At 66.2% G+C, this 21,427-nt stretch carries 17 protein-coding genes and 1 tRNA gene; 9 read left to right on the forward strand and 9 right to left on the reverse strand.

The genetic code is table 11. From position 1 onward, the window contains the following. Positions 1-5: 5 nt before the first annotated feature. Positions 6-80, forward strand: a tRNA-Asn gene (locus ACIQC9_RS05315). Positions 81-281: 201 nt separating this feature from the next. On the opposite strand, the gene ACIQC9_RS05320 is transcribed toward ACIQC9_RS05315, so the two are convergent. Both ACIQC9_RS05320 and ACIQC9_RS05325 read right to left on the reverse strand, forming a co-directional pair. After that, positions 282-5,003 (reverse strand): autotransporter outer membrane beta-barrel domain-containing protein, encoded by a 4,722-nt coding sequence (locus tag ACIQC9_RS05320; RefSeq protein WP_400613156.1) that lies wholly within the window; start codon positions 5,001-5,003, stop codon positions 282-284. A gap of 1,210 nt (positions 5,004-6,213) precedes the next feature. Continuing rightward, positions 6,214-6,948, reverse strand: coding sequence for a hypothetical protein (locus tag ACIQC9_RS05325; RefSeq protein ID WP_400613158.1), 735 nt, complete (start codon positions 6,946-6,948; stop codon positions 6,214-6,216). An 80-nt stretch (positions 6,949-7,028) separates the two neighbouring features. On the opposite strand from ACIQC9_RS05325, the gene ACIQC9_RS05330 reads away from it, so the two are divergent. Beyond that, positions 7,029-7,628: a TIGR00730 family Rossman fold protein gene (locus ACIQC9_RS05330; RefSeq protein WP_400613161.1), complete on the forward strand. Its 600-nt coding sequence runs from the start codon at positions 7,029-7,031 to the stop codon at positions 7,626-7,628. Between the two features lie 110 nt (positions 7,629-7,738). After that, complete coding sequence (locus tag ACIQC9_RS05335; protein WP_400613163.1) at positions 7,739-8,032, forward strand: CC_3452 family protein; 294 nt, start codon at positions 7,739-7,741, stop codon at positions 8,030-8,032. Between the two features lie 70 nt (positions 8,033-8,102). Here the strand turns inward: ACIQC9_RS05335 and gltX are convergent, their stop codons facing one another. The 3 genes from gltX to ACIQC9_RS05350 all read right to left on the reverse strand — a co-directional run bounded on the left by gltX (position 8,103) and on the right by ACIQC9_RS05350 (position 10,586). After that, complete coding sequence (gene gltX / locus ACIQC9_RS05340) at positions 8,103-9,437, reverse strand: glutamate--tRNA ligase (RefSeq protein ID WP_400613164.1); 1,335 nt, start codon at positions 9,435-9,437, stop codon at positions 8,103-8,105. 72 nt (positions 9,438-9,509) lie between these two features. Then, positions 9,510-9,941 carry an RNA polymerase-binding protein DksA gene (gene dksA / locus ACIQC9_RS05345; RefSeq protein ID WP_400613166.1) on the reverse strand — a complete coding sequence of 144 codons (432 nt, stop codon included), beginning with the start codon at positions 9,939-9,941 and terminating at the stop codon, positions 9,510-9,512. A 186-nt stretch (positions 9,942-10,127) separates the two neighbouring features. Then, on the reverse strand, positions 10,128-10,586 hold the full coding sequence (locus tag ACIQC9_RS05350) for a flagellar assembly protein FliX (protein WP_400613167.1): 459 nt from the start codon (positions 10,584-10,586) through the stop codon (positions 10,128-10,130). Positions 10,587-10,739: 153 nt separating this feature from the next. Between ACIQC9_RS05350 and ACIQC9_RS05355 the strand changes: the two genes are divergently transcribed. The 4 genes from ACIQC9_RS05355 to ACIQC9_RS05370 are packed head-to-tail and all read left to right on the forward strand — an operon-like array spanning position 10,740 to position 14,207. Next, complete coding sequence (locus ACIQC9_RS05355; RefSeq protein WP_400613169.1) at positions 10,740-11,843, forward strand: flagellar basal body P-ring protein FlgI; 1,104 nt, start codon at positions 10,740-10,742, stop codon at positions 11,841-11,843. A gap of 2 nt (positions 11,844-11,845) precedes the next feature. Next, positions 11,846-12,142 carry a rod-binding protein gene (locus ACIQC9_RS05360; RefSeq protein ID WP_400613171.1) on the forward strand — a complete coding sequence of 99 codons (297 nt, stop codon included), beginning with the start codon at positions 11,846-11,848 and terminating at the stop codon, positions 12,140-12,142. Beyond that, on the forward strand, positions 12,139-12,579 hold the full coding sequence (locus ACIQC9_RS05365; RefSeq protein WP_400613174.1) for a flagellar basal-body protein FlbY: 441 nt from the start codon (positions 12,139-12,141) through the stop codon (positions 12,577-12,579). The genes ACIQC9_RS05360 and ACIQC9_RS05365 overlap by 4 nt, the downstream gene beginning before the upstream one ends. A 53-nt stretch (positions 12,580-12,632) precedes the next feature. After that, positions 12,633-14,207, forward strand: coding sequence for an EAL domain-containing protein (locus tag ACIQC9_RS05370; protein WP_400613176.1), 1,575 nt, complete (start codon positions 12,633-12,635; stop codon positions 14,205-14,207). Here ACIQC9_RS05370 and ACIQC9_RS05375 read toward each other — a convergent pair. Both ACIQC9_RS05375 and ACIQC9_RS05380 read right to left on the reverse strand, forming a co-directional pair. Beyond that, positions 14,161-15,774, reverse strand: coding sequence for an ABC-F family ATP-binding cassette domain-containing protein (locus ACIQC9_RS05375; protein ID WP_400613178.1), 1,614 nt, complete (start codon positions 15,772-15,774; stop codon positions 14,161-14,163). The two genes, ACIQC9_RS05370 and ACIQC9_RS05375, sit on opposite strands and share 47 nt — an antisense overlap. Continuing rightward, positions 15,740-15,877 (reverse strand): hypothetical protein, encoded by a 138-nt coding sequence (locus tag ACIQC9_RS05380; RefSeq protein WP_400613181.1) that lies wholly within the window; start codon positions 15,875-15,877, stop codon positions 15,740-15,742. The genes ACIQC9_RS05375 and ACIQC9_RS05380 overlap by 35 nt, the downstream gene beginning before the upstream one ends. Before the next feature lie 127 nt (positions 15,878-16,004). Between ACIQC9_RS05380 and ACIQC9_RS05385 the strand changes: the two genes are divergently transcribed. Next, positions 16,005-16,424 carry a hypothetical protein gene (locus ACIQC9_RS05385; protein WP_400613183.1) on the forward strand — a complete coding sequence of 140 codons (420 nt, stop codon included), beginning with the start codon at positions 16,005-16,007 and terminating at the stop codon, positions 16,422-16,424. A 141-nt stretch (positions 16,425-16,565) separates the two neighbouring features. Beyond that, positions 16,566-19,508, forward strand: a complete 2,943-nt coding sequence (gene uvrA / locus ACIQC9_RS05390; RefSeq protein ID WP_400613185.1) for an excinuclease ABC subunit UvrA — start codon at positions 16,566-16,568, stop codon at positions 19,506-19,508. Here the strand turns inward: uvrA and ACIQC9_RS05395 are convergent. Next, positions 19,505-20,455, reverse strand: coding sequence for a lysostaphin resistance A-like protein (locus ACIQC9_RS05395; protein WP_400613188.1), 951 nt, complete (start codon positions 20,453-20,455; stop codon positions 19,505-19,507). The genes uvrA and ACIQC9_RS05395 overlap by 4 nt on opposite strands. Positions 20,456-20,465: 10 nt before the next feature. Beyond that, positions 20,466-21,425, reverse strand: coding sequence for a hypothetical protein (locus ACIQC9_RS05400; RefSeq protein WP_400613191.1), 960 nt, complete (start codon positions 21,423-21,425; stop codon positions 20,466-20,468). Positions 21,426-21,427 lie beyond the last annotated feature (2 nt).

Below are 21,427 nucleotides of genomic sequence, written 5' to 3' on the forward strand. Positions count from 1 at the left end.
CCTGTTCCGCGGTAGCTCAGTGGTAGAGCAGCCGACTGTTAATCGGCTGGTCGTAGGTTCGAATCCTACCCGCGGAGCCACTCAGGGCTTGAATCCCGACACAACTCAGCTTGCGTGCCCTCACAGGTCCGAAAGGACCTGCAGGGACGCTCGTCAGCTTGTCTGGCGACAAAACGCAGAAGTGCCGGCGGGACAGGGTCCCGCCGACGACTTCATTTCAGTTGAGACTGTCGACGTGGAGACCGATTCTGCCCGGTCCCCACGCCTATGACAGCCGTTCATCACCAGGCGTAGCGAACGCCCGCCCGTGCGGTGAAGCCTTCGACCGCGCCAAAGTCCTGCTCAGCCTGCACGAAGCCGGCCAGACCCGTCTGGCTGCCGATGCTCACCCCCAGCGTGCCCCGGGCCCAGGCATCATTCGCCTGATCCTGAACCTGAATGGACTGATCATCCAGGTGCAGTCGCGATGTATTGCCGCCCTTAAACTCGTTCAGGACGTTCAGGCTTGCATAGGGTCGCAGCGCCATTCCGTCAGCCACCGGCATGATGCCGCCAGCCCGGACGCCGATCCGGCCCACCATGCTGCGGGTGTCGCCGAAATCGACCGTGCCGGTATCGGATTCGATGCTTTCCAGCGAGGTGTCCGACCAGGACAGCGAGGCCTGCGGTTCCAGATACCAGCTTTCGCCAGCAGTCGCTCGCCAAGCGACATCGACGCGCAGGCCAAGAGTGTGGCCGTCTGCACTGGTGCGCAGGCCAGCCTCAGCCCAGTCGTAGTCGACGTCAAAGTTGTCGAGCTTCAGGACACCGCCGACCGAGAGCGGCCCGCGGCCCCAGTGCCCGTACGCGCCCACGCCCATTCCGACGAAGTGTGTCCGGTCACCGTTCTCGAAGCGAAGGTCGGTCCGGCCCGTTCCGGCCAGCAGGCCGAAGGCGAAATCGCCGATGGCGCGATCGACGCCGGCCTGCAGGCCGCGGCTCTTCACCTCGTGGCTCAGGTCGGCAGAGACGGTGTCGCCTTCGATGTCAAAGCTGCGCCAGGCGTCGATGTCCACGGAGCCATCGAAAGTCTGGCTCCAGATCTGCACGCCCTTGCCTTCGCCGAGGCCGCCATCGCGCATCTGTTCGAAGCGCGAGGAGACGACGTTCGCGCCCGAGGTCCACTGATGCTGAGCCCCCGACGCGATCTTGGTCGGCTCGAAGGCCGGGGCCGCGAGCGAGCCCTGCAACACGAAGGCGTTGCCCGACAGCAGGACGGAGTAGTCGACGAAGCCGCCGTTTGCGACTTCGGCCACGACCTCGGCGCCCGTCTGGGCCCGGCCGGACTGGGCGATGACCACGCCGGTCTCGCCAATACGGCCGCTGCCGACCACGTCCAGCATCACCCGGGTGACGCCTTCGAAGCCGCCCGCGACGATCCGGTCGGCCGACGGTTCGCCGCGCAGGTCCAGATCCATCAACACCGTGCCGCCAGTCTGTCCGTTGAACACCCCGGAGACGTTCAGGATATCGCCGCTGCGGCCATTCGACAGGTCGATGGTCCCCGCGTTGTTCAGGCGTTCGAGGTTCAGGAAGGACGCCGAGCGGGCGCCCGCGGCCTCGGCCAGTTCGATCAGGCCGGTGTTGTTGATCACGTCCGTGCCGGCGCCGAAGTCGCTGTTCCCGGAGGTGGTGAAGCGGCCGACGTTGTCCAGCACATCATCATTCGCCGTCAGATCGACCCGGCCGACGATGGTGTTGCCGCGGTTGTCGATGGTCGCGGCTCCGCCCTTGATATCGAGGGCCAGACCGCTGGTCGCGGAAACCGTGCCGTCGAGGATCAGGTGAGTCCCGGTTCCGGACATCAGCTTCAGGCCGACCTCGTCGCCCTGGACGACAGCGCCCTGGGCTACGGTGAAGTCGAGCGCTCCCACAGCGTTCAGGTCGGCGGCGGCGCCGCCGGTCGAGGTGAGTTCGTTCAGCACATTGAACGTGATGTCACCTGCGCTACGGGCCACGACGGCCGCGCCTTCGCCGGCGCCACGTCCACGACCGAGCGTGATAGTCATGTCGTCGCCCGAGGTCGCGTCGATCAGGGTTGAACGGCCGGTCAGCGCCGTGGCGCGGACCTCCATGGCGCCGCGAGAGTCGGCGTCGATGGCCAGAGCGCCCGCACCGGTCGTGGTGATCGTTCCGACCTCGATCTCGACTGCTTCGCCCGCGGCGACGATGCCATGGGCGGCATCGCCGGACGTCGTGATCGTGGTAACCTCGATACCGATGTCGCCAGCGGCGGTCGCGGCCAGACCGCGCGCGCCATATCCAGCTGTGCCGATCGTGCCGACGTTGGCGACGATCTCACCAGCCGAGCTGTCCAGCACGATCGCGTCGGGCGACTGGGCGCTGTAGACGCCCTTCGTCGTGTCGACTGACACGGCTTCGAGATTGATCAGGCCCGTCGCCGCGACCACCACGCCGCGGCTGCCTTCGCCTTCGGCCCGGATGACGCCAAGGTCCAGATCGACATCGCCGGAATCGATAACGGAGACAGCGTCCGCCATGATGCCCGTCGTCGTGATGGCGTTGGCGGCGATCTCTACAACCCTGGCGGCCGCGACGACGCCCATCGCCATCGTGCCTCCGGTTCTGACGGCGTTCAGGTTGATGTCCACAACGCCTTCGTCACCGTCCGCATAGGCGGTGACGCCGACCGCGCGTTCGCCGGTCGTGGAAATCGCGACGGCCGAGGTCACGGCCGCCCGGTCCTCCGCATTGACGGTCACGCCGCCGGCGCGGGCGCCCGTGGTTGTGACGCTGTTCACGGTGACGTCCGCCGTCGCCGAGTCAACCTGGATGCCGGTGGATTCGCTGCCTGAGGTCGTGACCGTCGCGATGCGGACCGTGCTGACGCCATCGGCGCCGACCACCACGCCACCCGCCTGTTCGCCGGTGGTCGTCACGGAGCCGAGGTTCAGGGTCAGGTTCGAACCCGCATGCGCCCGCACGCCTGCGGAACTGCGCCCCTTGGTCTCGATCGTGTTGACGTCAATGAAGATGTCGCCGTCGGTCGTGGCGTAGATGCCGTCTCCACGGTCCGCAGCGGTTTTCACGGACCCGATGTCGACATCGATAGTTCCGTTCAGTGACGCCAGGTCGACCCCGGCGGTCCGGATGTCACGACCGGCGCCGGTGGTCTCCACGGACTGGGCAGAAAGCGTGATGTCACCGCCGGCGTGGATCGCGACGCCCATCGCGCCGTCACCAGTCGCCCGGACCGCGCCCAATTCGGTCGCGACGACCGTCCCGGATCCCGTGAGATCAAGACCATGAGACTGATATCCGGCCGTTTCGAACGAACCGCCCGTGAGGGTCACATTCGTCCCACGCGCGACCACCGCGGTTGATCGGGATCCCGTGGTGCTGACCTTCGCGCCGGTCGCGTTGATCACGACGGGGCCGCTGTCGTTGCCCCTTTCATCGGAGACATAGGCGTAAATGCCGGCAGCCTCTGTCCCCGACGTGGTGATTTCCCGCTGGACGGTGACAGATGCGGCCGCCCGACCGGTGGCCGATACGCCTGTCGACCCGTCTCCGGTGGTTTCGACATCCCCGACGGTGACGTTCGTCGTTCGGCCACTGGCCGACACGCCTTCAGATTGGACGCCCGAGGTTGTGACCGAGTCCACGGCGACGGTGAGGACGCCCTCTTCGTTCGGGTCCCCCCGAACATACACCCCGTGGGCGGCGTCTCCCTTGGTGGTGATGCTGCCTGCCTTGATGTTCGCGTTCCGGGCGATGACGTCAACGCCATGGGAGCCGTCGCCGTCGGTGCTGATGGCGGCGATATCCAGCTTGACCAGCGCGCTGGTCGCCGGGCCGTCCATCTGGCCGGTGCGGACGCGGACCGCAGAGGCGTCAGCGCCCCTTGTCGTCACAGACGCGAGGGTGGCGGTCACCGTGCCGTCGGTCGAACGCAGATCCAGCCCGCGCATGCCGTCGCCGCTGGTGGCGACCGATCCGCCGCGCGAGCCGTCCGGGTTGTCCAGCCCTTCGACGACGACGGCGCCGCCGGCGGTGATTGTGGCGGCCGCCCTGTCGTCCCCTTCGGCGTTCCCGGCCGTCACCAGACGACCGATCTTCAGACCGGCCGTATTCCCGGCCTCGATGACCACGCCGCCGGCCTGCTGCGAGGCTGACTCGAAGTCGCGAACGGTCGCTGTCACATCCTGTGCGGACAACAACACGGTCGGATCGGCGCCCTCGGCGATCCGGATGCGGCCGAAGTCGGCCTTGATGGTTTCGGCGGCATAGACGGTGGCGAGAGCGCTGTCCTCGCCGGTGACGTTGGCGTTGTCGATGGTGAGGTCGACCGTGCGGGCATCGCCAAGGTCTAAAGATACACCGATCGAGTCGTCTCCCGAAATCTGCAAGTCGTCCAGATCGAGCTTGACCGAGTCGCCTTCAATGTCCGCGCCCAATGAGTTGTCACCCAGAATGCGCAGGGAGGCGACGTGGATGTCCACCGCAGAGCCCGCGGCTGCGTCGTTCGACACCTGTATCCCAAGGCTGCCGTCGCCATCCACAGAGACGATACCCATGTCAGCATGAGTGCGGCCGTCATTTCGGATAAACAGACCGGTGGAGCGGTCGCCCACCGTGGATACTGACCCGGTGACCTCGACGGCCGTCGCGCCAGTTGCCTCGATCGATATTCCGTAACTCTGCTCGCCAGTTACCCGGACGGAGCCTCCGTTGACGGTAATTGGGGCGGCCGGTCCGCCTGCGACGTCGATCGTGATGCCGTCCGAATACCGGCCCTCCACGTCAATCGTTGTGCTATTGATTGTGATCGGTCCTACGGTGTCTCGAACCCTGATGCCGGAGGACAATTCACCGTTGGTCTTGATCGAGCCGCTGGTGACGTTGACCGATTCGCGCGAACCCGACAGGTCGATGCCGTGGGCGTTCATGCCCTCGGTCGTGATGGTGGTGCTTTCGACCGTCTGCGCACCGCTGTTGCGCATCACAATCCCCTTGGCGCCGCCGGTCGCGGCGATCGTGCCGCTGGTTACGCTCGTGTCGGCTGTGCCCTCCGCATATATGGCAGCGTCACCACCGTTGAATGTAGCAAAGCCACTCTTGACCACCGCAGTTTCAGTCGCAGCGACAGAAATGCCTCTCGCGTCCGCTCGACCTGCGGTGACCGTCAGAGAACCCACATCAACGAAGGCGTTCGCCGCATCAGCTAAAACCGCTGTTGGCCTTCCAATGGAGCTTCCAGTCCCAAGCATCGCTATTTCAACGCTGCCGGCCTCAATGCTCAGATATTCGCTTGCATATCCACGTATAGCTTGAAACATTACATGAGAGGGATCAGCCGATGTGACGGTACCTACCTCAATATATGTATTTCTGCCCGCCGCATACACATTTTCGTTGCTACCATCCGCAGCAACCACAGAACGCGCATTGATTTTTGATGTTCCGATTTCTGATGCCACACTTATGCGAAGCGAAACATCTCGGGCGTTTACTGTCGCATCTGAATGCGCCTCAACAAGTATTCGTCCTGTATCGCTTACATTAACGGTTGCCTCTCCCTCATCGGAAATCACATCAATCTCGGATAAGTTAGCCTGCTGATCGCCTGTAACGATCTTGTCGCCCGCACCAGTAAGGATGGTGCTCCCGGTAACGGTCGCTCCACTTCCGAGAACCAGTTCAGTATCATCCGCACCAACATACTCTAGTCTGTCGTATGTCCCTGGCTGGCAGATGACCTGACCATTGACAACCGGCCCGCAGGCTTCCTGCGCGGCCGCCGAGCCACCGCTCGCCAACACAACCAGCGAACAGCCAAGCGCAGATGACGCCATCAGGGCGCGCGCGCGGCGCGAGACGGCGGGACGGACGGGGGATTTGGGGGAGGACATGTGCTCACGGACCACTGGACAGAATGAAGGTCCGGAAGGTGCCGTGCACGGGGCGCGCGAGTCCGAAGTCTGCGATCAAGGCCGAGGATCACGCGACGAAGCGCGGCCCGGCCGGGTCGGCGTTCCTGCGAAAGCGGTCGCTCGCGCGACGAAGACGCGGGCCGCCCTCGACTCGGTTCCACCAAAGAAAAAAGCCCGACGCGGGCGCCGGGCTGAAAGTCTGGTGATGGTGGGTGTCCTCGAAGAAGAGAAGACAGTCCTGCGATTGAGCCGAATTGGTTAATCGGACGTAAACCGCACTTCAGACATCCGGCAGCCACGTGGATTGCCGCGTCCCGGTCCCGCTGGACCAGGTCACCATCCACCCCTGCCCTGCCCGCACGGCCTGCGCCGCGTCGTCGGCCGCCGGTTGTCCGGCGCCGGGCCATGAGAAGGTGCGCTGACCCACGCGGATGTCTCTGGCCGTGGACGATTCCAGCAGCAGGCTCCAGCGGCCGCCGGGGTCCGGCATGGCCTCATCCGTCTGGCCATCCGCCGAGACCGTGACCGGGGCCGCCGTCACGCCCGACGCCAGCGCCATGCGCCCATCGCTGTCGACGGCCGCCAGCGGGGGTGATGCGCCCAAGCGCCTCGCCGGAGCGCCGGGACGCAGCACCGCGATCGGCCCCTTGCCGCCATCGACGATCAACAGGCGCGAGGGCGAGGCGGCGGCGTCCTGTCCCTCCTGCGTCTCGGGTCGAAGCAGCAGCGGTGCAGAGCCGGCGACGATACGGATCTGGAACCGGCCGGTCCCGTCGGCCGAGGCCGCGTAGGCGGCGTCGCCGTCGTTGCGCAGGACCACGCGGGCGCCCGGCTCGGCCCGACCTTCGATGATCAGGGTCGCGCCGGCCAGTTGGGCCGCGGTGATGTCGGGCGGCTGGGTCCAGCCGTCGCTGGCGGGATCGTGCTGCGACTTTGCGACGGGACGCTCGCCGCAGGCCGCCAGACCCGAAAGCGTCAAGGTCGCCGCGACGGCTGCCCATTTCACCGGTTTCATCACGCGCCTCCGAACGCTAGGAACGTCATCCCAGATAGCGTGGCCGGAGCCTGCTGTCCCCCTGCGTCGTTCGAGGCCCCATGTCGTCCGTCACCATCCAGCCCTTCGAGGGTCGTTCCGTCTGCCTGTTCTGCGGCTCGTCCGAAACGGTGTCGCCCGACTATATCCAGGCCGCGAAGGATTTCGGCCGGCAGACGGCGGAGGCGGGCTGGCGGCTGGTGTATGGCGGCGGCGGCGTGGGCCTGATGGGCGCCTCGGCCCGGGCGGCCCACGAGGCCGGCGGACGGGTGCTGGGCGTCATGCCCGGCTTCCTGCGCAGCCGCGAACGCCTGTTCGACGATGTCGAGACCGTGGTCGTGACCTCGATGCATGAGCGCAAGACGATCATGTATGACCAGTCGGACGCTTTTGTCGTTGCGCCCGGCGGCGTTGGCACGCTGGAAGAAGCCATCGAGGTGCTGTCGTGGAAGCGGCTGGACCTGCACGGCAAGCCGGTGATCTTTCTGAACCTGAACGGCTTCTGGGACTCTCTGGTCGCCGTGCTGGAGCACAGCATCGCCGAGCGGATGAGCCCGGAGAGCTTCCGTCAGGCCTGGAGCGTTTGCGAGACGGTCGAGGAGGCGATCGCCGCCATGCAGCAGAGCGACAGCGTGCCGCGCTTGCAACATGATCTGCGATAAGTGATCATTGATCACTCCCGCGTCAGTTTTCCAAAAATACGCGTATTGACAGTTTTCAATAAAAACTGACACTGGGAGAGCGACCCCGCCAGCTCTTCCGGAGACTTCCAATGCGCGCCCTTCTGATCGCCGCGGCCCTGTTCGCCGCCGCTCCCGCCGCCGCCCAGACCAACGCCACCAGCGCCGTCCTCGCTGACGCCGCCAGGGCGCCTGCCGGCCGCACCATCATCGACGGCGCCGCCTGGCGCTGCGAAGGCTCCGCCTGCATGGCGACCGGCGGCGCGAACCAGCCCGCTCCGCGCGCCTGCCGCCGCGTCGTGGCCCGCTTCGGTCAGGTCACCGCCTTCACCTACAAGGGCGTCGCCCTCTCGGCCGAGCAACTGGCCGTCTGCAACGCGGCCTGATACGCGGCACGGAATCATAAAGGCCGCCTCCTCGCGGGGGCGGCCTTTCTGTTGTCTTCCGATCGCTGGATCAGGCGGTTTCGCCGTTCAGCCGCTTCACGATCCGCTCGCGATCGATCATTGGCGCGATCGCGGCCATGTCCGGCCCGTGCGGCTGACCGGTCAGGATCAGGCGGAGCGGCATGAACAGGGCCTTGCCCTTGGCGCCGGTCGCCTCCTTCACCGCATTGGTCCAGGTCGGCCACAGGGTCTCGTCGATCGTCTCCGGGAGGACCGCAAGCGCGGCCGAGGCGAAGGCGGCGTCCTCGACTACAGGCGTGACCGGGCCGCGCACGATGTTCGCCATTTCAACGACATCGGCGAACTTCTGAAGGTTTGGCCGCACGGCGTTCCAGAAGGTCTCGCCCAGATCGGCGTCCAGCGCCTGAAGACGCGGGCGGGCGGTCGCGTACGCCATTGCGTGGAGTGACTGGGCGTTCAGACGATCCAGATCGGCCGTGTCGTAGCGCGCCGGCGAGCGGCCCATCTTGGAGAAGGCGAAGCTGTCGCCCAGCGCCTCGATCGATTCGCCGACTTCCAGCGGATCCGACGTCCCGATCCGGCCGAGGTGGCTGGTGATGGCGATCGGCTCGTAGCCCTGATCCCGCATGTCCGAGATCGACAACGAGCCCAGACGTTTGGACAGCGCCTGACCGTCGGCGCCGACCAGCAGCGGCATGTGCGCGAACTCGGGAACCGGGCCGCCCAGCGCCTCGAAGATCTCGATCTGCGCGCCGGTGTTGGTGACGTGGTCCTCGCCCCGGATCACATGGGTGATGTCCATCTCGATGTCGTCGACCACGGACGGAAGGGTATAGAGGAACAGGCCATCCTCGCGGATCAGCACCGGGTCGGACATGGAGGCCGTGTCGACCTCGGCATGCCCACGCGCCAGATCTTCCCAGGCGACGCGCTTGCCATCCAGCTTGAAGCGCCAATGCGGACGACGGCCCTCCGCTTCATAGGCCGCCTTCTCGGCGTCGGTCAGCGCCAGCGCGGCGCGGTCATAGACCGGCGGCATCCCGCGCGAGAGCTGAACTTTGCGGCGACGGTCGAGCTCGTCGGAGGTTTCGTAGCAGGCGTACAGCCGGCCAGCGGCCTTCAGGCGCTCGGCGGCCGCCTCATAGCGGTCAAAGCGTTTGGACTGGTTGTGACGCTCGTCCCAGACCAGACCCAGCCAACGCAGGTCGATCTCGATGCCCTGTTCGAACTCGGCGGTCGAGCGGGCCAGGTCGGTGTCGTCGATGCGCAGGACGAACTGCCCGCCCTGCCCCTTGGCGAACAGCCAGTTCACCAGCGCAGTGCGCACATTGCCGACGTGCAGCTTGCCCGTGGGCGACGGGGCGAAACGAACCTTGACGGACATTCGGGAAAAGACCTCGCGACGAGAGGCGCGCTAGGTCGCCCTCCCGCACCCGCAAGTCAAGGCGTCGCCGCCTCAGTCGTCGCGGTGGACGCGTTCCCGACGCTCGTGACGCTCCTGGGCCTCGACCGACAGGGTCGCTGTCGGACGGGCTTCAAGGCGACCGAGGCTGATCGGCTCGCCGGTCTCCTCGCAATAGCCATAGGAGCCGTCCTCGATCCGTCGCAGGGCTTCCTCAATCTTGGAGATCAGCTTGCGCTGGCGATCGCGGGTGCGAAGCTCCAGCGCGCGGTCGGATTCGGAAGACGCCCGGTCCACGAGGTCCGGATGGTTCTCCGTCTCGGCCTTCAGATTGATGACCGTGCCCTTGGACTCACGAAGGATGTCGTCCTTCCAGTCCATGAGCTTGGCCTTGAAATAGGCCAGCTGCCGCTCATTCATGAACGGCTCGTCGTCGCTCGGCCTGTAAGGGACCGGTTCGATAACGGCGGACGCTAATGCGTTCATCGCACTCACGCTCAAAGTAGACAGCGCCCCCCTGTGGCGCAGTGGATGCGTATAGGCATGCGCACGAGTCGGAGCAACAACGCTCGCGCGAGCGTGAGCCGGCCACGCTTAACGAATAGCGCGAGCGTGACATTTCTTCATCACCCGGCGGTTTGCAGTCGCGTTTTCGGGAACGATTTCGCCGACTTATGCGCCGTTGCGGCGAATTTCCGCCTTGGCGAGCTCTACCGCCGCCCGCAGATCGATTTGATCGAGCACGCTCTTCAGGCCTTCGTCGGCGTCTTCGGGCCGTTCTTCACGCAGGGTCCGGCCCAGACGTTCCAGCGCCGCTTCCCCGGTTTCCTCCGACAGAAGGGCCAGTTTGAGCTCGTCCATCCGGTCAAGCAGCCCCCCGGCCCGGCGGATGGCGCGGCGGCGACGCTCGGTCGGATCCTCGACGCCCTGCAGGGCCATGAGCGCAGAGACATCAGAGACGCCGGACATGCTGGAGGCCGCCGTCGTGGCCTGTGCGGGCGCACCGCCTCCGGTCGATTTGACCGAGAATCCGCCCGACGCCGCTGACGGCCTTGAGACGCCCTGAGGCGCCGATGGACCTGAAGGGCCGCTGACCTTCATGAGAGTCGTCTCCGGTACATGGCCGACCATCGCCCGACGCCGTCACCGTTTGGTTAACGCCCCGGCAGAATCTGCCCGCTGAAACGCGCGCAGGAAAAGTCGGCGCTTTGATTTTACGCACAAATCTGTCTGGCATGGGTCTGGCATCAGGGTTGACGACATTGGTTGCTGGACCCCCTGCCCATGCAGAAACTGCTCGCCCCGCTGATCGCCGCCTTCGCCGTAGCGAGTATCGGCGCGCCCGCCCTGGCCCAGTCCCGGATCAAGGACATCGCCGCCATCGAGGGCGTACGGACCAACCAGCTGGTCGGCTACGGACTGGTCGTCGGCCTGAACGGTACGGGCGACAGCCTGCGCAACTGCCCTTTCACCCGCCAGTCCCTGGAAGGGATGAGCGAGCGGCTGGGCGTCAACATCCGCGGCTCGAACGCCAACTCCAAGAACCTCGCGGCCGTGATGATCACCGCCGACCTGCCGCCCTTCGCCGCCCCGGGAGCTCGCATTGATGTCTCCGTCTCGTCGATGTGCGACGCCAAGAGCCTGCTGGGCGGCACGCTGATCGCCACCAGCCTCCAGGGCGGCAATCAGGAAATCTACGCCGTGGCCCAGGGCTCGATCCAGACAGGTTCGGTCTCGGCATCGGGCGCTTCAGGCTCCTCGGTCACCCGCGGTGTGCCGACGGCCGGCCGCATCGCCGGCGGAGCGACCGTCGAACGCGAGACCGGGTTCCAGCTGGCCAATATGAACGAGGTGCGGCTGACGCTGCGCAATCCGGACTTCACCACAGCCCAGCGGGTGGCGGCGGCGATCAACCGGACCTTCCCGAACACCGCTCTGGCCGAGAACGGCACCGTTGTCGCCCTGCGCGCGCCCGCCCATCTCGGCATGGCCGGCTTCATCAGTCAGGTCGAGAACCTGCCGGTCGAGGTCGACGCCCCGGCCAAGGTCATCATCGATGAGGTCAACGGCGTCATCGTCATGGGCGACGCTGTCCGCGTCTCCACCGTCGCCATCGCCCAAGGCAATCTGACCGTCTCGGTGCAGGAGACTCCGCTGGTGAGCCAGCCTGAAGCCTTCAGCCGCGGTCAAACCGCAGTCGTGCCGCAGTCGGATGTCACGGTCGAAGAGGATCGCGGCACCCAGATGCGCATCATCGGCGGCGGAACCTCTCTCTCTACCGTGGTCAACGGCCTGAACGCCCTCGGCGTCAGCCCGCGCGACATGATCAGCATCCTCCAGGCCATCAAGGCCGCGGGCGCCCTGCAGGCCGAAATCGAGGTGATGTGAGAATGAGCGATCTCGCCGTTTCCCCTTCCCTGCTCCAGTCGACCCCGGCGCCGACCGCCTCGCGCGACCGGATGCGCGAAACCGCCGAACAATTCGAGGCCTCCTTCCTGTCCCAGATGCTGAAGCCGATGTTCGAGGGCCTGAGCACCGATGGCATGTTCGGCGGGGGCGAGGCCGAGGCCACGTGGCGCAGCTTCCAGCTCGACGCGATGGCAAAGGAGACCGTCAAGGCCGGCGGGATCGGGCTGACCGATCAGGTGATGGCGCAGATGTTGAAGATGCAGGAGCAGGGCCAGTGACCGACGCTGAACTGATCGCCGACGCCCGGGTGCGCCAGTTGACCGATCTGACCGTCCGCCTGACTGAACGCCTCACCGAAGAGTCCCACGCCTTCGAGGCCCGTCGCCCGCAGGACGCGGCTGCGACCCTCGCCGACACGCAGGAACTGGCCAATCTGTACCGGCGGGAGTCGGCGCAGCTGAAGGCCAATCCCGGCTGCATCGCCTCCGCTCCACAGGATGCGCGCAAAAGGCTGGTAGAGTGCACCGAGGCCTTCGAAGCGGTGCTTTCGCGCCATGCCCGTGCGGTCGAGGCGGCGCGGATCATCTCCGAAGGACTGGTGAAAACCATCGCGGCGGAAGTCGCCTCACAGCGTGGAAATCCCTCCGCCTACGGCTCATCCGGGCACGCCACGAACGGCGATGGCAGGGCCGTGGCGTTCAATCAGACCGCATGAACGCTCAAGCAGCCGAATTTTAAGGCTTTCATGGCAACGTTATCCCGATGGGGATGACGTCGCGCCTTTTGGGACTGGCTTTCGCCTCGGCGGACCTGCTCGTAGAGCTGTCCGGCGACGGCAAGGTCCAATTCGCGCTGGGCGCCGGACCGGGCCAGGGCGTCGATCCCACCCGGACCTGGACGGGCAAGTCGATCAAGGATCTGGTCCTGCCCGCCGACCGCAAACGTCTGGCGACGCTGCTGGGCGATCTGAAGCCCGGGAAGCGGTCGCCTTCGACGGAGATCCGGTTTCTTTGTGGTGACACCGCTTTCCGTCGCGGCGCGCTGCACGCTTTCCTTCTGCCGGATCTGGCGCCGGCGGTGTCCTGTTCGCTGAGCTGGCGCGACGCGGTCGAGACCATCAGCGCGGGCGAAGGATTGAAGGACGCGCAGGGCCTGCTGGATGCTACGCCCGCCCTTCTTACCGGCGCGCCCGTCGCTGTCGATTTCGTTGAGGTCGGCGGACTGGACGAGGCGCAGGAGAGCCACCAGCGCGTGATCGCGGGCATCGAAAACATCCTCCTCATGGCCTCGGTTGACGGCGCAAGCGCGGCGCGTCTGGCTCCGGACCGGTTCGCGGTGGTGCGTGACAGAACCGACCAGACGGATATCGCCGGCGACATTCGCGACGCCGGCACGGCGGAAGGGGTCGATCTCAGCGTGGAGATCGGCCGCGCCACGCCCGAAGCCGGAGCCGCCGCCGAGGTCACCGTCCGCGCCCTGCGTCTGGCGCTCGAGAACTGCCTCAAGGACGGCGCGGCTGCCGCCGGCCTGGGTTTCGCCGAAAGCCTCGCCGCCACCGTGCGCGGGGCCGAGCGGTTCCGGGCCGTCGTGCGCGGACGGGACTTCGCGCTCGAGTACCAGCCGATCGTCGATCTGAAGTCCGGCGACACCCACCATTTCGAGGCCCTGACCCGGTTTACCGGCGGCGCAGACAGTCCTGCCGGCGTCATCCACATGGCCGAGGAACTGGGTCTGATCGAGGGCTTCGATTTCGTCGTCGTCGAAAAGGCCCTGCAGCAGCTCAAGCGGCCCGGATTCAGCCGCATGGAGATTGCGGTGAATGTCTCGGGCGCCTCGCTGGCCGGCGACGCCTATGTTCAGCATCTGCTTCAACTGACCGAAGCCATACCGGCCATCCGCAAGCGCCTGATGGTGGAGGTCACCGAAACCGCCGCCATGTCGGATCTTGAAGGCGCGGACCGCCGTCTGCGCGCGCTCCGCAATGCTGGTGTGCGCGTCTGTCTGGACGACTTCGGCGTCGGCGCTGCGTCGTTCGACTACCTCGGTCGCCTGAGCCTCGACATCGTCAAGATCGATGGCCGCTTCGTCACCGACATTACCAGCAGCGAGCGCTCGCGCACCCTTATCGAACATCTGGTCAAGCTGTGTGGCGACCTGAAGCTGAACACGGTCGCGGAAATGGTCGAGACCAAGGCCCAGGCCGACGTGCTGCGCGGACTCGGCGTCGACCATGGTCAGGGCTGGTTCTTCGGCCGCCCGACCCGCGACCCTGTCATGCAAACCCCGCTCTCGGAGGTTAAGCCTGCTGTCCGGCGTCGTGGCGCGGTCGAGGCCTGGGGTTAACCAGCGCCAAGCGGCGGGTCACGCCGATAGCGTCGAGAAAATCCTCGTCATGGCTGACGACCACCAGCGCGCCGTCATAGGCGCGAAGGGCCGCCTCGACCGCCGAGATCGAGTCCAGATCCAGATGGTTGGTCGGCTCGTCAAGGATCAGAAGCTGCGGCGGCGACCTGCCTGTCATCACGCAAGCCAGCGCCGCACGCAGCCTCTCGCCGCCTGAAAGCTCTCCAACCGCCCTGTCCGCCGCCACGTTGCGGAACAGGAACCTCGCCAGCGCCGCCCTCGCTTCATTGGACGAGGCTTCCGGATTGAGCCTCATGTACCCGTCAACTAGGGTCTCGGTCGGCGAGAGGATGTCCGCCGACTGATCCAGTCGAGCGGCCGCCACAGGCCGGTCAATCCACCCGGTGGCCGGTTCGAGCTCTCCCGCCATCAACCGCAGCAGCGTGCTCTTGCCCGCGCCGTTTGGTCCGGTCACCGCGATCCGTTCCGGACCGGTCAGCGTCAGGGAAATCGGGCCGACGATCCGCCGACCGTCCGGTGCGTCCCACGCCGCCTCAAGCATATCCAGAACCACGCGACCGACCGGCAGGGCGGTCGAAGGCATGGGGATCGACAGCTCCCGGACCCTCTCGACCCGTTCCCGCGCCGCATCCAGAGCCACTCCCGCGTCCGCGGTTCGCCGCTCGGCCAGCCGACGCTCACGCCCGCCTGAGACCTCCGCCCGCTCCGCGCGGAAGTCGAGGAGTATCTTTGGGTCGGAGCTGCCAATCCGTGAGGCCTTTCCCGCACGATCGCGCCGCGCCTTCCGCTCCAGCGCGCGCTGGTTCTCCCGCGCCGCCTGATCCGCCTCACGCTCGGCCGCATCCAGCCCCCGCTCCGCGGCGGCGCGTTCTAACGCCTTGCGCTCGACGTAGAGCTCGTAGTTCCCGCCATGGACGGCGGCGCCGAGAGCAGACAGTTCGACGATGCGGTCCATCCGCCGCAGCACGGCACGATCGTGACTGACGACCACCACGCCGCCGGGCCAGCGCTCCAGCACCTCCGCGACCAACGCGCGAGCCTCCCCGTCCAGATGGTTCGTCGGTTCATCGAGCACGAGCAAGTCCGGCCGATCCAGCATCAGTCCGGCGAGCCGCAGGCGCGTCTGCTCGCCTCCACTGAGCGAAGCCACAGGCCTGTCGAAGGCGACCTCGGTCAGCCCCACCTCCGCCAGAGCCTGTCCGATACGCGCTTCCAGCGTCCAGTCAGCCTCCGCCAGATCATCGCCAGAGCCATCGCCCGCGAGTACGCGAGCCAACAGAACCAGCCCCTCAGCCGCGCCCAGCGCCTCGGCCACCGTTTCACCCGGCGCCGGCGTGTTTCTCTGATCCAGCCAGCCGATCCGCCCTGTGCGCGCGACCGCGCCCTCCTGCGGCTCCGCGAGACCGGCGATCAGACGCAGCAGCGTGGTCTTCCCCGCGCCATTGCGCCCGACGACGCCGGTTCGCTCCCGCCCGAAGGCGAGCGTCAGATTGTCAAAAAGGGTTCGCCCGTCAGGCGCGCGGGCCGCGACGCTGCTGAGCGTCACGAATGCGGATGGGGACGGGTTTTGGCTTGGGAGCGAGGACATAGGCGAGCACGAGCAGCAAGGGAGCGGAAAGGGCGAAACCGATTTCCAGCGTGCTGATCATGATCGTCAGGCCTCCGTGAAACTCACTCAGTCCCCAGAGGATGGGGGCGAAGGCCGAAGGGCGCAAGGGTGTTTCCGCCGTGGCCAATCTGACGAAGCCGTGAGACCGTGTGGTCGGGAGGCCCGCCATGCGTGTGTTCACGATCGTTGCAACGTTGCTTTGCGTCACCGCCTGCGCTCACGCGCCTGAGCCGAACATAGGCCCGGCCGACTTCACCCCCATCACCGTCAGCGCCTCGCCGAACGCGCGCTTCTACGCCGACTGCATCGGGCAGGCGGCGGCGCGGGGCAGCTACGGCCGCGCCTTCGACGACAGCACCGACATGGTCCTGTTCACCTGCACCGGCACGCCCGCCATGAACTTCTATAACGCGCTCCAGGCTCACAGCGCCCGCTTGGGCTCGGAGGTGGTGCGTGACGGCCGCACATGGCGCTCGACCAATCCCGTCCAGCGGAACCTGTTCGGCGTCGACTACTGCTGGAAGGACGAGGCCGATCGCCATGAGTGCGTGATCAGCCTGCGAACCGGCGAGTTCATCCGGCCCTGACAGCCTGCTGACGGAATCTGGCAGCAGGCTGGCGCACCCGCGTTCCTGTTCCTATAATGTTCTTGCTGATTTCAGCGAACCAGTTCCCATATTGCGTTGTCGCGCCGGACCCGCTCCGGCCCTCCCGCGTTCCCGGAATCCATGACCGAAAAACACAACTTCATCCGGGTGCGCGGCGCCCGCGAGCATAATCTCAAGGGCGTCGATCTCGACATTCCGCGCGAGCAGCTGGTCGTGATGACCGGCCTGTCGGGCTCGGGCAAATCCTCGCTCGCGTTCGACACCATCTACGCCGAGGGTCAGCGCCGCTACGTCGAGAGCCTGAGCGCCTACGCCCGGCAGTTCCTTGAGCTGATGGGCAAGCCGGACGTCGACCTCATCGAAGGGCTGTCGCCCGCCATTTCGATCGAGCAGAAGACGACGTCGAAGAACCCTCGCTCGACGGTCGGCACGGTCACCGAGATCCATGACTACATGCGCCTGTTGTGGGCGCGCGTTGGCGTCCCCTATTCGCCCGCCACCGGGCTGCCGATCGAGAGCCAGACCATCTCCATGATGGTCGACAAGCTGACCGCCCTGCCCGACGGTGAGCGCATTCTGCTGCTGGCCCCCGTCGTGCGCGGCCGCAAGGGCGAATACCGCAAGGAGATGGCCGAGTGGCAGCGCTCGGGCTTCCAGCGGCTGAAGATCGATGGCGAATTCTACGCCATCGAGGACGCCCCGACTCTCGACAAGAAATTCAAGCACGACATCGACATCGTGGTGGACCGCATCGTCACCAAGGCCGGCCTTGAGGGCCGTTATGCCGATAGCCTGCAGACCGCGCTCGGTCTGGCCGACGGCATCGCCGTGGCCGAATGGGCCAACACGATGGAAGGCGAGACGGCGCCGCGCCGCATCACCTTCTCCGAGAAGTTCGCCTGCCCGGTCTCCGGCTTCACCATCAGCGAGATCGAGCCCCGGCTGTTCTCGTTCAACAACCCGTTCGGCGCCTGCCCCGCTTGCGACGGCCTGGGGGTCAAGCTGGCCTTCGACGCCGATATGGTGGTGCCGGACAAGGACAAGACCCTGCACGGGGGCGCGGTCGCCCCGTGGTCGCGCGGCCCCTCCCCCCTCTATACCCAGACCCTGCAATCGCTGGCCCAGCACTACGGCTTCTCGATGGACAAGCCGTGGCGCGAGCTGCCCGGCAAGGCCCAGACCGTGATCCTGCAGGGGTCGGGCGGCGAGAAGATCAAGTTCGTCTATGACGACAACGCCCGGAAATACGAGACATCAAAGGCGTTCGAGGGCGTCTTGCCGAACCTCGAACGCCGCTGGCGCGAGACGGACAGTGCGTGGGTGCGCGAGGAGCTGGGCCGCTTCCAGTCCGAGACGCCGTGCGAGGCCTGTCATGGCAAGCGCCTCAAGGAAGAGGCTCTCGCGGTCAAGATCGCCGGAGAGGACATCGCGGAAATCAGCTGGCTGTCCATCAAGGCCGCCCACGCCTGGTTCACGGCGCTGGACGGCAAGTTGTCCGACAAGCAGATGGAAATCGCCCGGCGGATCCTGAAGGAGATCAACGACCGCCTGCGCTTCCTGAACAACGTCGGCCTAGACTATCTGAACCTCTCGCGCAGCTCCGGCACCCTGTCCGGTGGCGAGAGCCAGCGCATCCGTCTGGCCAGCCAGATCGGCTCGGGTCTGACCGGCGTCCTCTACGTCCTCGACGAGCCCTCCATCGGCCTGCACCAGCGCGACAACACCCGCCTGCTCGAAAGCCTGCGCGGGCTCCGCGACCTCGGCAACTCCGTACTCGTGGTCGAGCATGACGAGGAGGCCATCCTGACGGCCGACTACGTCATCGACATGGGCCCCGCCGCCGGCATCCACGGCGGCGAGGTCTGTGCTCAGGGTACGCCCGCCGAGGTGATGGCCAATCCGAAGTCGCTGACCGGCAAATACCTGACTGGCGAGCGCGAGATCGAGCTGCCGCCTGAGGGCCGCCGCCCGATCAACCGCAAGAAGATGCTCAGGATCAGCGGCGCCGGCGGCAACAATCTGAAGAACGTGACCGGCGAGATCCCGGTCGGCGTCTTCACCTGCGTCACCGGCGTGTCCGGCGGCGGCAAGTCCACCTTCACCATCGAGACCCTGTACAAGGCCGCCGCTCGCCGTCTGCACAATGCGTCCGACGCCCCCGCCGCCCATGATCGCATCGAGGGGCTGGAGCTGTTCGACAAGGTCATCGACATCGACCAGAGCCCGATCGGCCGCACCCCGCGCTCGAACCCGGCCACCTACACCGGCGCGTTCGGCCCCATCCGCGACTGGTACGCGGGCCTGCCGGAGTCCAAGGCCCGCGGCTACGGCCCCGGCCGCTTCAGCTTCAACGTCAAGGGCGGCCGCTGCGAGGCGTGCCAGGGCGACGGCGTTATCAAGATCGAGATGCACTTCCTGCCCGACGTCTACGTCACCTGCGATGTCTGCAAGGGCAAGCGCTACAATCGCGAGACGCTGGAAATTGTTTTCAAGGGCAAGAGCATATCCGACGTTCTGGATATGACAGTCGAGGAGGCCGCGCGCTTCTTCACCGCCGTGCCGTCCATCCGCGACAAGATGTTGACGCTGGAACGCGTCGGCCTCGGCTACGTCAAGGTCGGCCAGCCGGCCACGACCCTGTCCGGCGGTGAGGCCCAGCGGGTCAAGCTGTCCAAGGAGCTGAGCAAGCGCGCCACCGGCCGCACCCTCTACATCCTCGACGAGCCCACCACGGGCCTGCATTTCGAGGACACGCGCAAGCTGCTCGAGGTGCTTCAGGAACTGGTCGACGCCGGCAACACCATCGTGGTCATCGAGCACAATCTCGACGTCATCAAGGTCGCCGACTACCTGCTCGACTTCGGCCCCGAGGGCGGCGACGGCGGCGGCGAGATCGTTGCGGTCGGCACGCCCGAACAGGTCGCTGACAACAAGGCAAGTTGGACCGGCAAATACCTCAAGGAGGTCCTCGACCGTCACGAACAGCGTCGCAAGGCCCGCGTCGCCGGCCTGACGAAAGCCGTTCCGGCGAAGAAGGCCGCGCGGGTGAAGGAAAAGGCCTAGTCGGCAGTCACGGCAGCGGGGACGGGCTCGGCCACGACGCCAAAGTCGCGGGTCTTGCCCTTCCAGATCAGGACGGCGACGCCGACCAGCAGCACGACGGTCGTGATGACGCTGCCTTCAGGCCCGAAGGCGGCGCCCGTCACCCACCATGGCACGGTCGTCTGCGTGCCGAGGTCAACGATCAGCGGCGTGGTCTCGATCACCTGACCTGACACCTCCAGCCCGAAGCCGAGGCCCAGCAGCCAGTTCCACGCCGCGTGCCAGCCGCAGACGCCCCACAGCGAGCCTTCTCTGGCGGCGTACAGGCCGATGAAGACGCCGAACAGGATGACATTCAGGACGCCTGTCAGCAGTTCCGGCGACGGCTTGATATTGGCGGCGTGCAGCAGACCGAACAGACCGGCGCTCAGGCCGATGCCCCAGCCGAGGCCGTGACGCGAGGCGATGACCTGCATCAGCCAACCCCGCGTGATGATCTCCTCGGTGGAACCCTGAATGATGAAGCCGAGCATCAGGACAAAGATCGGGATCAGCGCCGCGCCGACGTTGGCGGAGGCGAACGCCCCGCCGGCGTCGATGCGGTAACCGCCCAGCGCCCAGATGATGCCGACCACGGCGACCAGAAACGCCAGACCGATCGCATAGCCGCGCACGAACCGCTTCAGGCCGTTTCCATTGAAGCCGATCGTCGCCAGACCGCGCCGCTCGAAGAACACCACCCAGAGGATGGTGATGATGGCCGCGAACGCGAACGAGGCGAGAAGATAGACCGTACCGGGCCAGCCGTTGGCCTCGCCCTGCATGGTCATCAGGCCGGACGCGATCCCGGGAATCGCCCCGATGATCTGGCCCAGCGTGATGAAGACGATGGTCAGAACCAGCGCCGCCGCCGTCCACGTCCGCCGATGTTTCGGCTCGCGCGGTGCGTAGAGTTCAATACCCTTCATGAACCTGCTCCTAGGAGAAGTTGTCGGCGACGCCGGGACCGCGGACGCCCACAATCTCGCGATAGGCCACCGCCGCGGGCGCCAGGAAGATCGCGTAGGTCAGGGCGGAGAAGAAGGCGCTGACGATTGAGTTGGCGATCATGGCGGGCGTGAAATAGGCGGCGAGCGAGGTGAAGTCGCCCTCCATGGACTCCGCCATGCCGAACAGCCCGCCGGCCGTCGGCGCGCCCAGCGCCGCCATGGCCGCGAAGCCGATGATCCCGCCCAGCATCGCCACGAGCAGGCCCAGGATGAAGGCCAGCAGATAGCTGCCGAACAGCGGCCAGAAATGCCCCTTCGTCGCGCGCCATGAGCCGAAGATGCGCAGCTTCTTCTCGGCGAAGGTCATCGGCCCCGCGAACGAGAACTTGACCCAGAAGGCGATCGAGACCGCCACCAGCGCCAGATAGCCGAACATCACGCCCAGAGCCGCGCCGATGCCCGCGGCCACGCTGTCGCCTCCCCCTGTCACCCCGACCAGACCAGCGATCAGCGCCACGATCAGGATCATCACGATCATGGCCGCCATGCTGACCGCGAAGCCGAGCAGCCCGAGCACGAACAGCACCAGCGCCTGCCGGCCTTCGTCCGCGCCGAGCCGCAGATAACCCAGCCGGTCCTCGTCAGGTTTCAGGACGGCGCGATAGACCGCCGTGGTGAAGATGGAGAAGATGAGCAGAACGAACGGGATCAGGAAGAGATAGAAGACGGCCATCTGGCCCATCAGGGCGAAGATCTGCGTCGGATCGCTCTCGGCGGTCTCGCTCGCCGCCATGATCTGCGTCAGGGTGTCGCCGAACAGCACGATCGTGGCCACGGTGGCCAGCAGGCTGATCGCCAGCGACGCCGCTGTCCAGATCAGCATCGCCTTGGGCTTGGCCCTCGCGATCCGAAATCCTTCCAGCGCCGCATCCGTAGCCGAAAACGCCATCC

Origin of the sequence: Brevundimonas sp. NPDC092305, assembly GCF_044755415.1 — a bacterium.
GTDB lineage: Bacteria > Pseudomonadota > Alphaproteobacteria > Caulobacterales > Caulobacteraceae > Brevundimonas.

What these genes read in the sequence shown, in the direction of transcription:
- ACIQC9_RS05320 (WP_400613156.1), bottom strand. Translation starts at nt 5,003, where the DNA reads ATGCGCAACAGCGGTGCGCAGACGGTCGAAAGCACCACCATCACGACC.
- ACIQC9_RS05325 (WP_400613158.1), bottom strand. Translation starts at nt 6,948, where the DNA reads ATGAAACCGGTGAAATGGGCAGCCGTCGCGGCGACCTTGACGCTTTCG.
- ACIQC9_RS05330 (WP_400613161.1), top strand. Translation starts at nt 7,029, where the DNA reads ATGTCGTCCGTCACCATCCAGCCCTTCGAGGGTCGTTCCGTCTGCCTG.
- ACIQC9_RS05335 (WP_400613163.1), top strand. Translation starts at nt 7,739, where the DNA reads ATGCGCGCCCTTCTGATCGCCGCGGCCCTGTTCGCCGCCGCTCCCGCC.
- gltX (WP_400613164.1), bottom strand. Translation starts at nt 9,437, where the DNA reads ATGTCCGTCAAGGTTCGTTTCGCCCCGTCGCCCACGGGCAAGCTGCAC.
- dksA (WP_400613166.1), bottom strand. Translation starts at nt 9,941, where the DNA reads ATGAACGCATTAGCGTCCGCCGTTATCGAACCGGTCCCTTACAGGCCG.
- ACIQC9_RS05350 (WP_400613167.1), bottom strand. Translation starts at nt 10,586, where the DNA reads ATGGTCGGCCATGTACCGGAGACGACTCTCATGAAGGTCAGCGGCCCT.
- ACIQC9_RS05355 (WP_400613169.1), top strand. Translation starts at nt 10,740, where the DNA reads ATGCAGAAACTGCTCGCCCCGCTGATCGCCGCCTTCGCCGTAGCGAGT.
- ACIQC9_RS05360 (WP_400613171.1), top strand. Translation starts at nt 11,846, where the DNA reads ATGAGCGATCTCGCCGTTTCCCCTTCCCTGCTCCAGTCGACCCCGGCG.
- ACIQC9_RS05370 (WP_400613176.1), top strand. Translation starts at nt 12,633, where the DNA reads ATGACGTCGCGCCTTTTGGGACTGGCTTTCGCCTCGGCGGACCTGCTC.
- ACIQC9_RS05380 (WP_400613181.1), bottom strand. Translation starts at nt 15,877, where the DNA reads ATGATCAGCACGCTGGAAATCGGTTTCGCCCTTTCCGCTCCCTTGCTG.
- ACIQC9_RS05385 (WP_400613183.1), top strand. Translation starts at nt 16,005, where the DNA reads ATGCGTGTGTTCACGATCGTTGCAACGTTGCTTTGCGTCACCGCCTGC.
- uvrA (WP_400613185.1), top strand. Translation starts at nt 16,566, where the DNA reads ATGACCGAAAAACACAACTTCATCCGGGTGCGCGGCGCCCGCGAGCAT.
- ACIQC9_RS05395 (WP_400613188.1), bottom strand. Translation starts at nt 20,455, where the DNA reads ATGAAGGGTATTGAACTCTACGCACCGCGCGAGCCGAAACATCGGCGG.
- ACIQC9_RS05400 (WP_400613191.1), bottom strand. Translation starts at nt 21,425, where the DNA reads ATGGCGTTTTCGGCTACGGATGCGGCGCTGGAAGGATTTCGGATCGCG.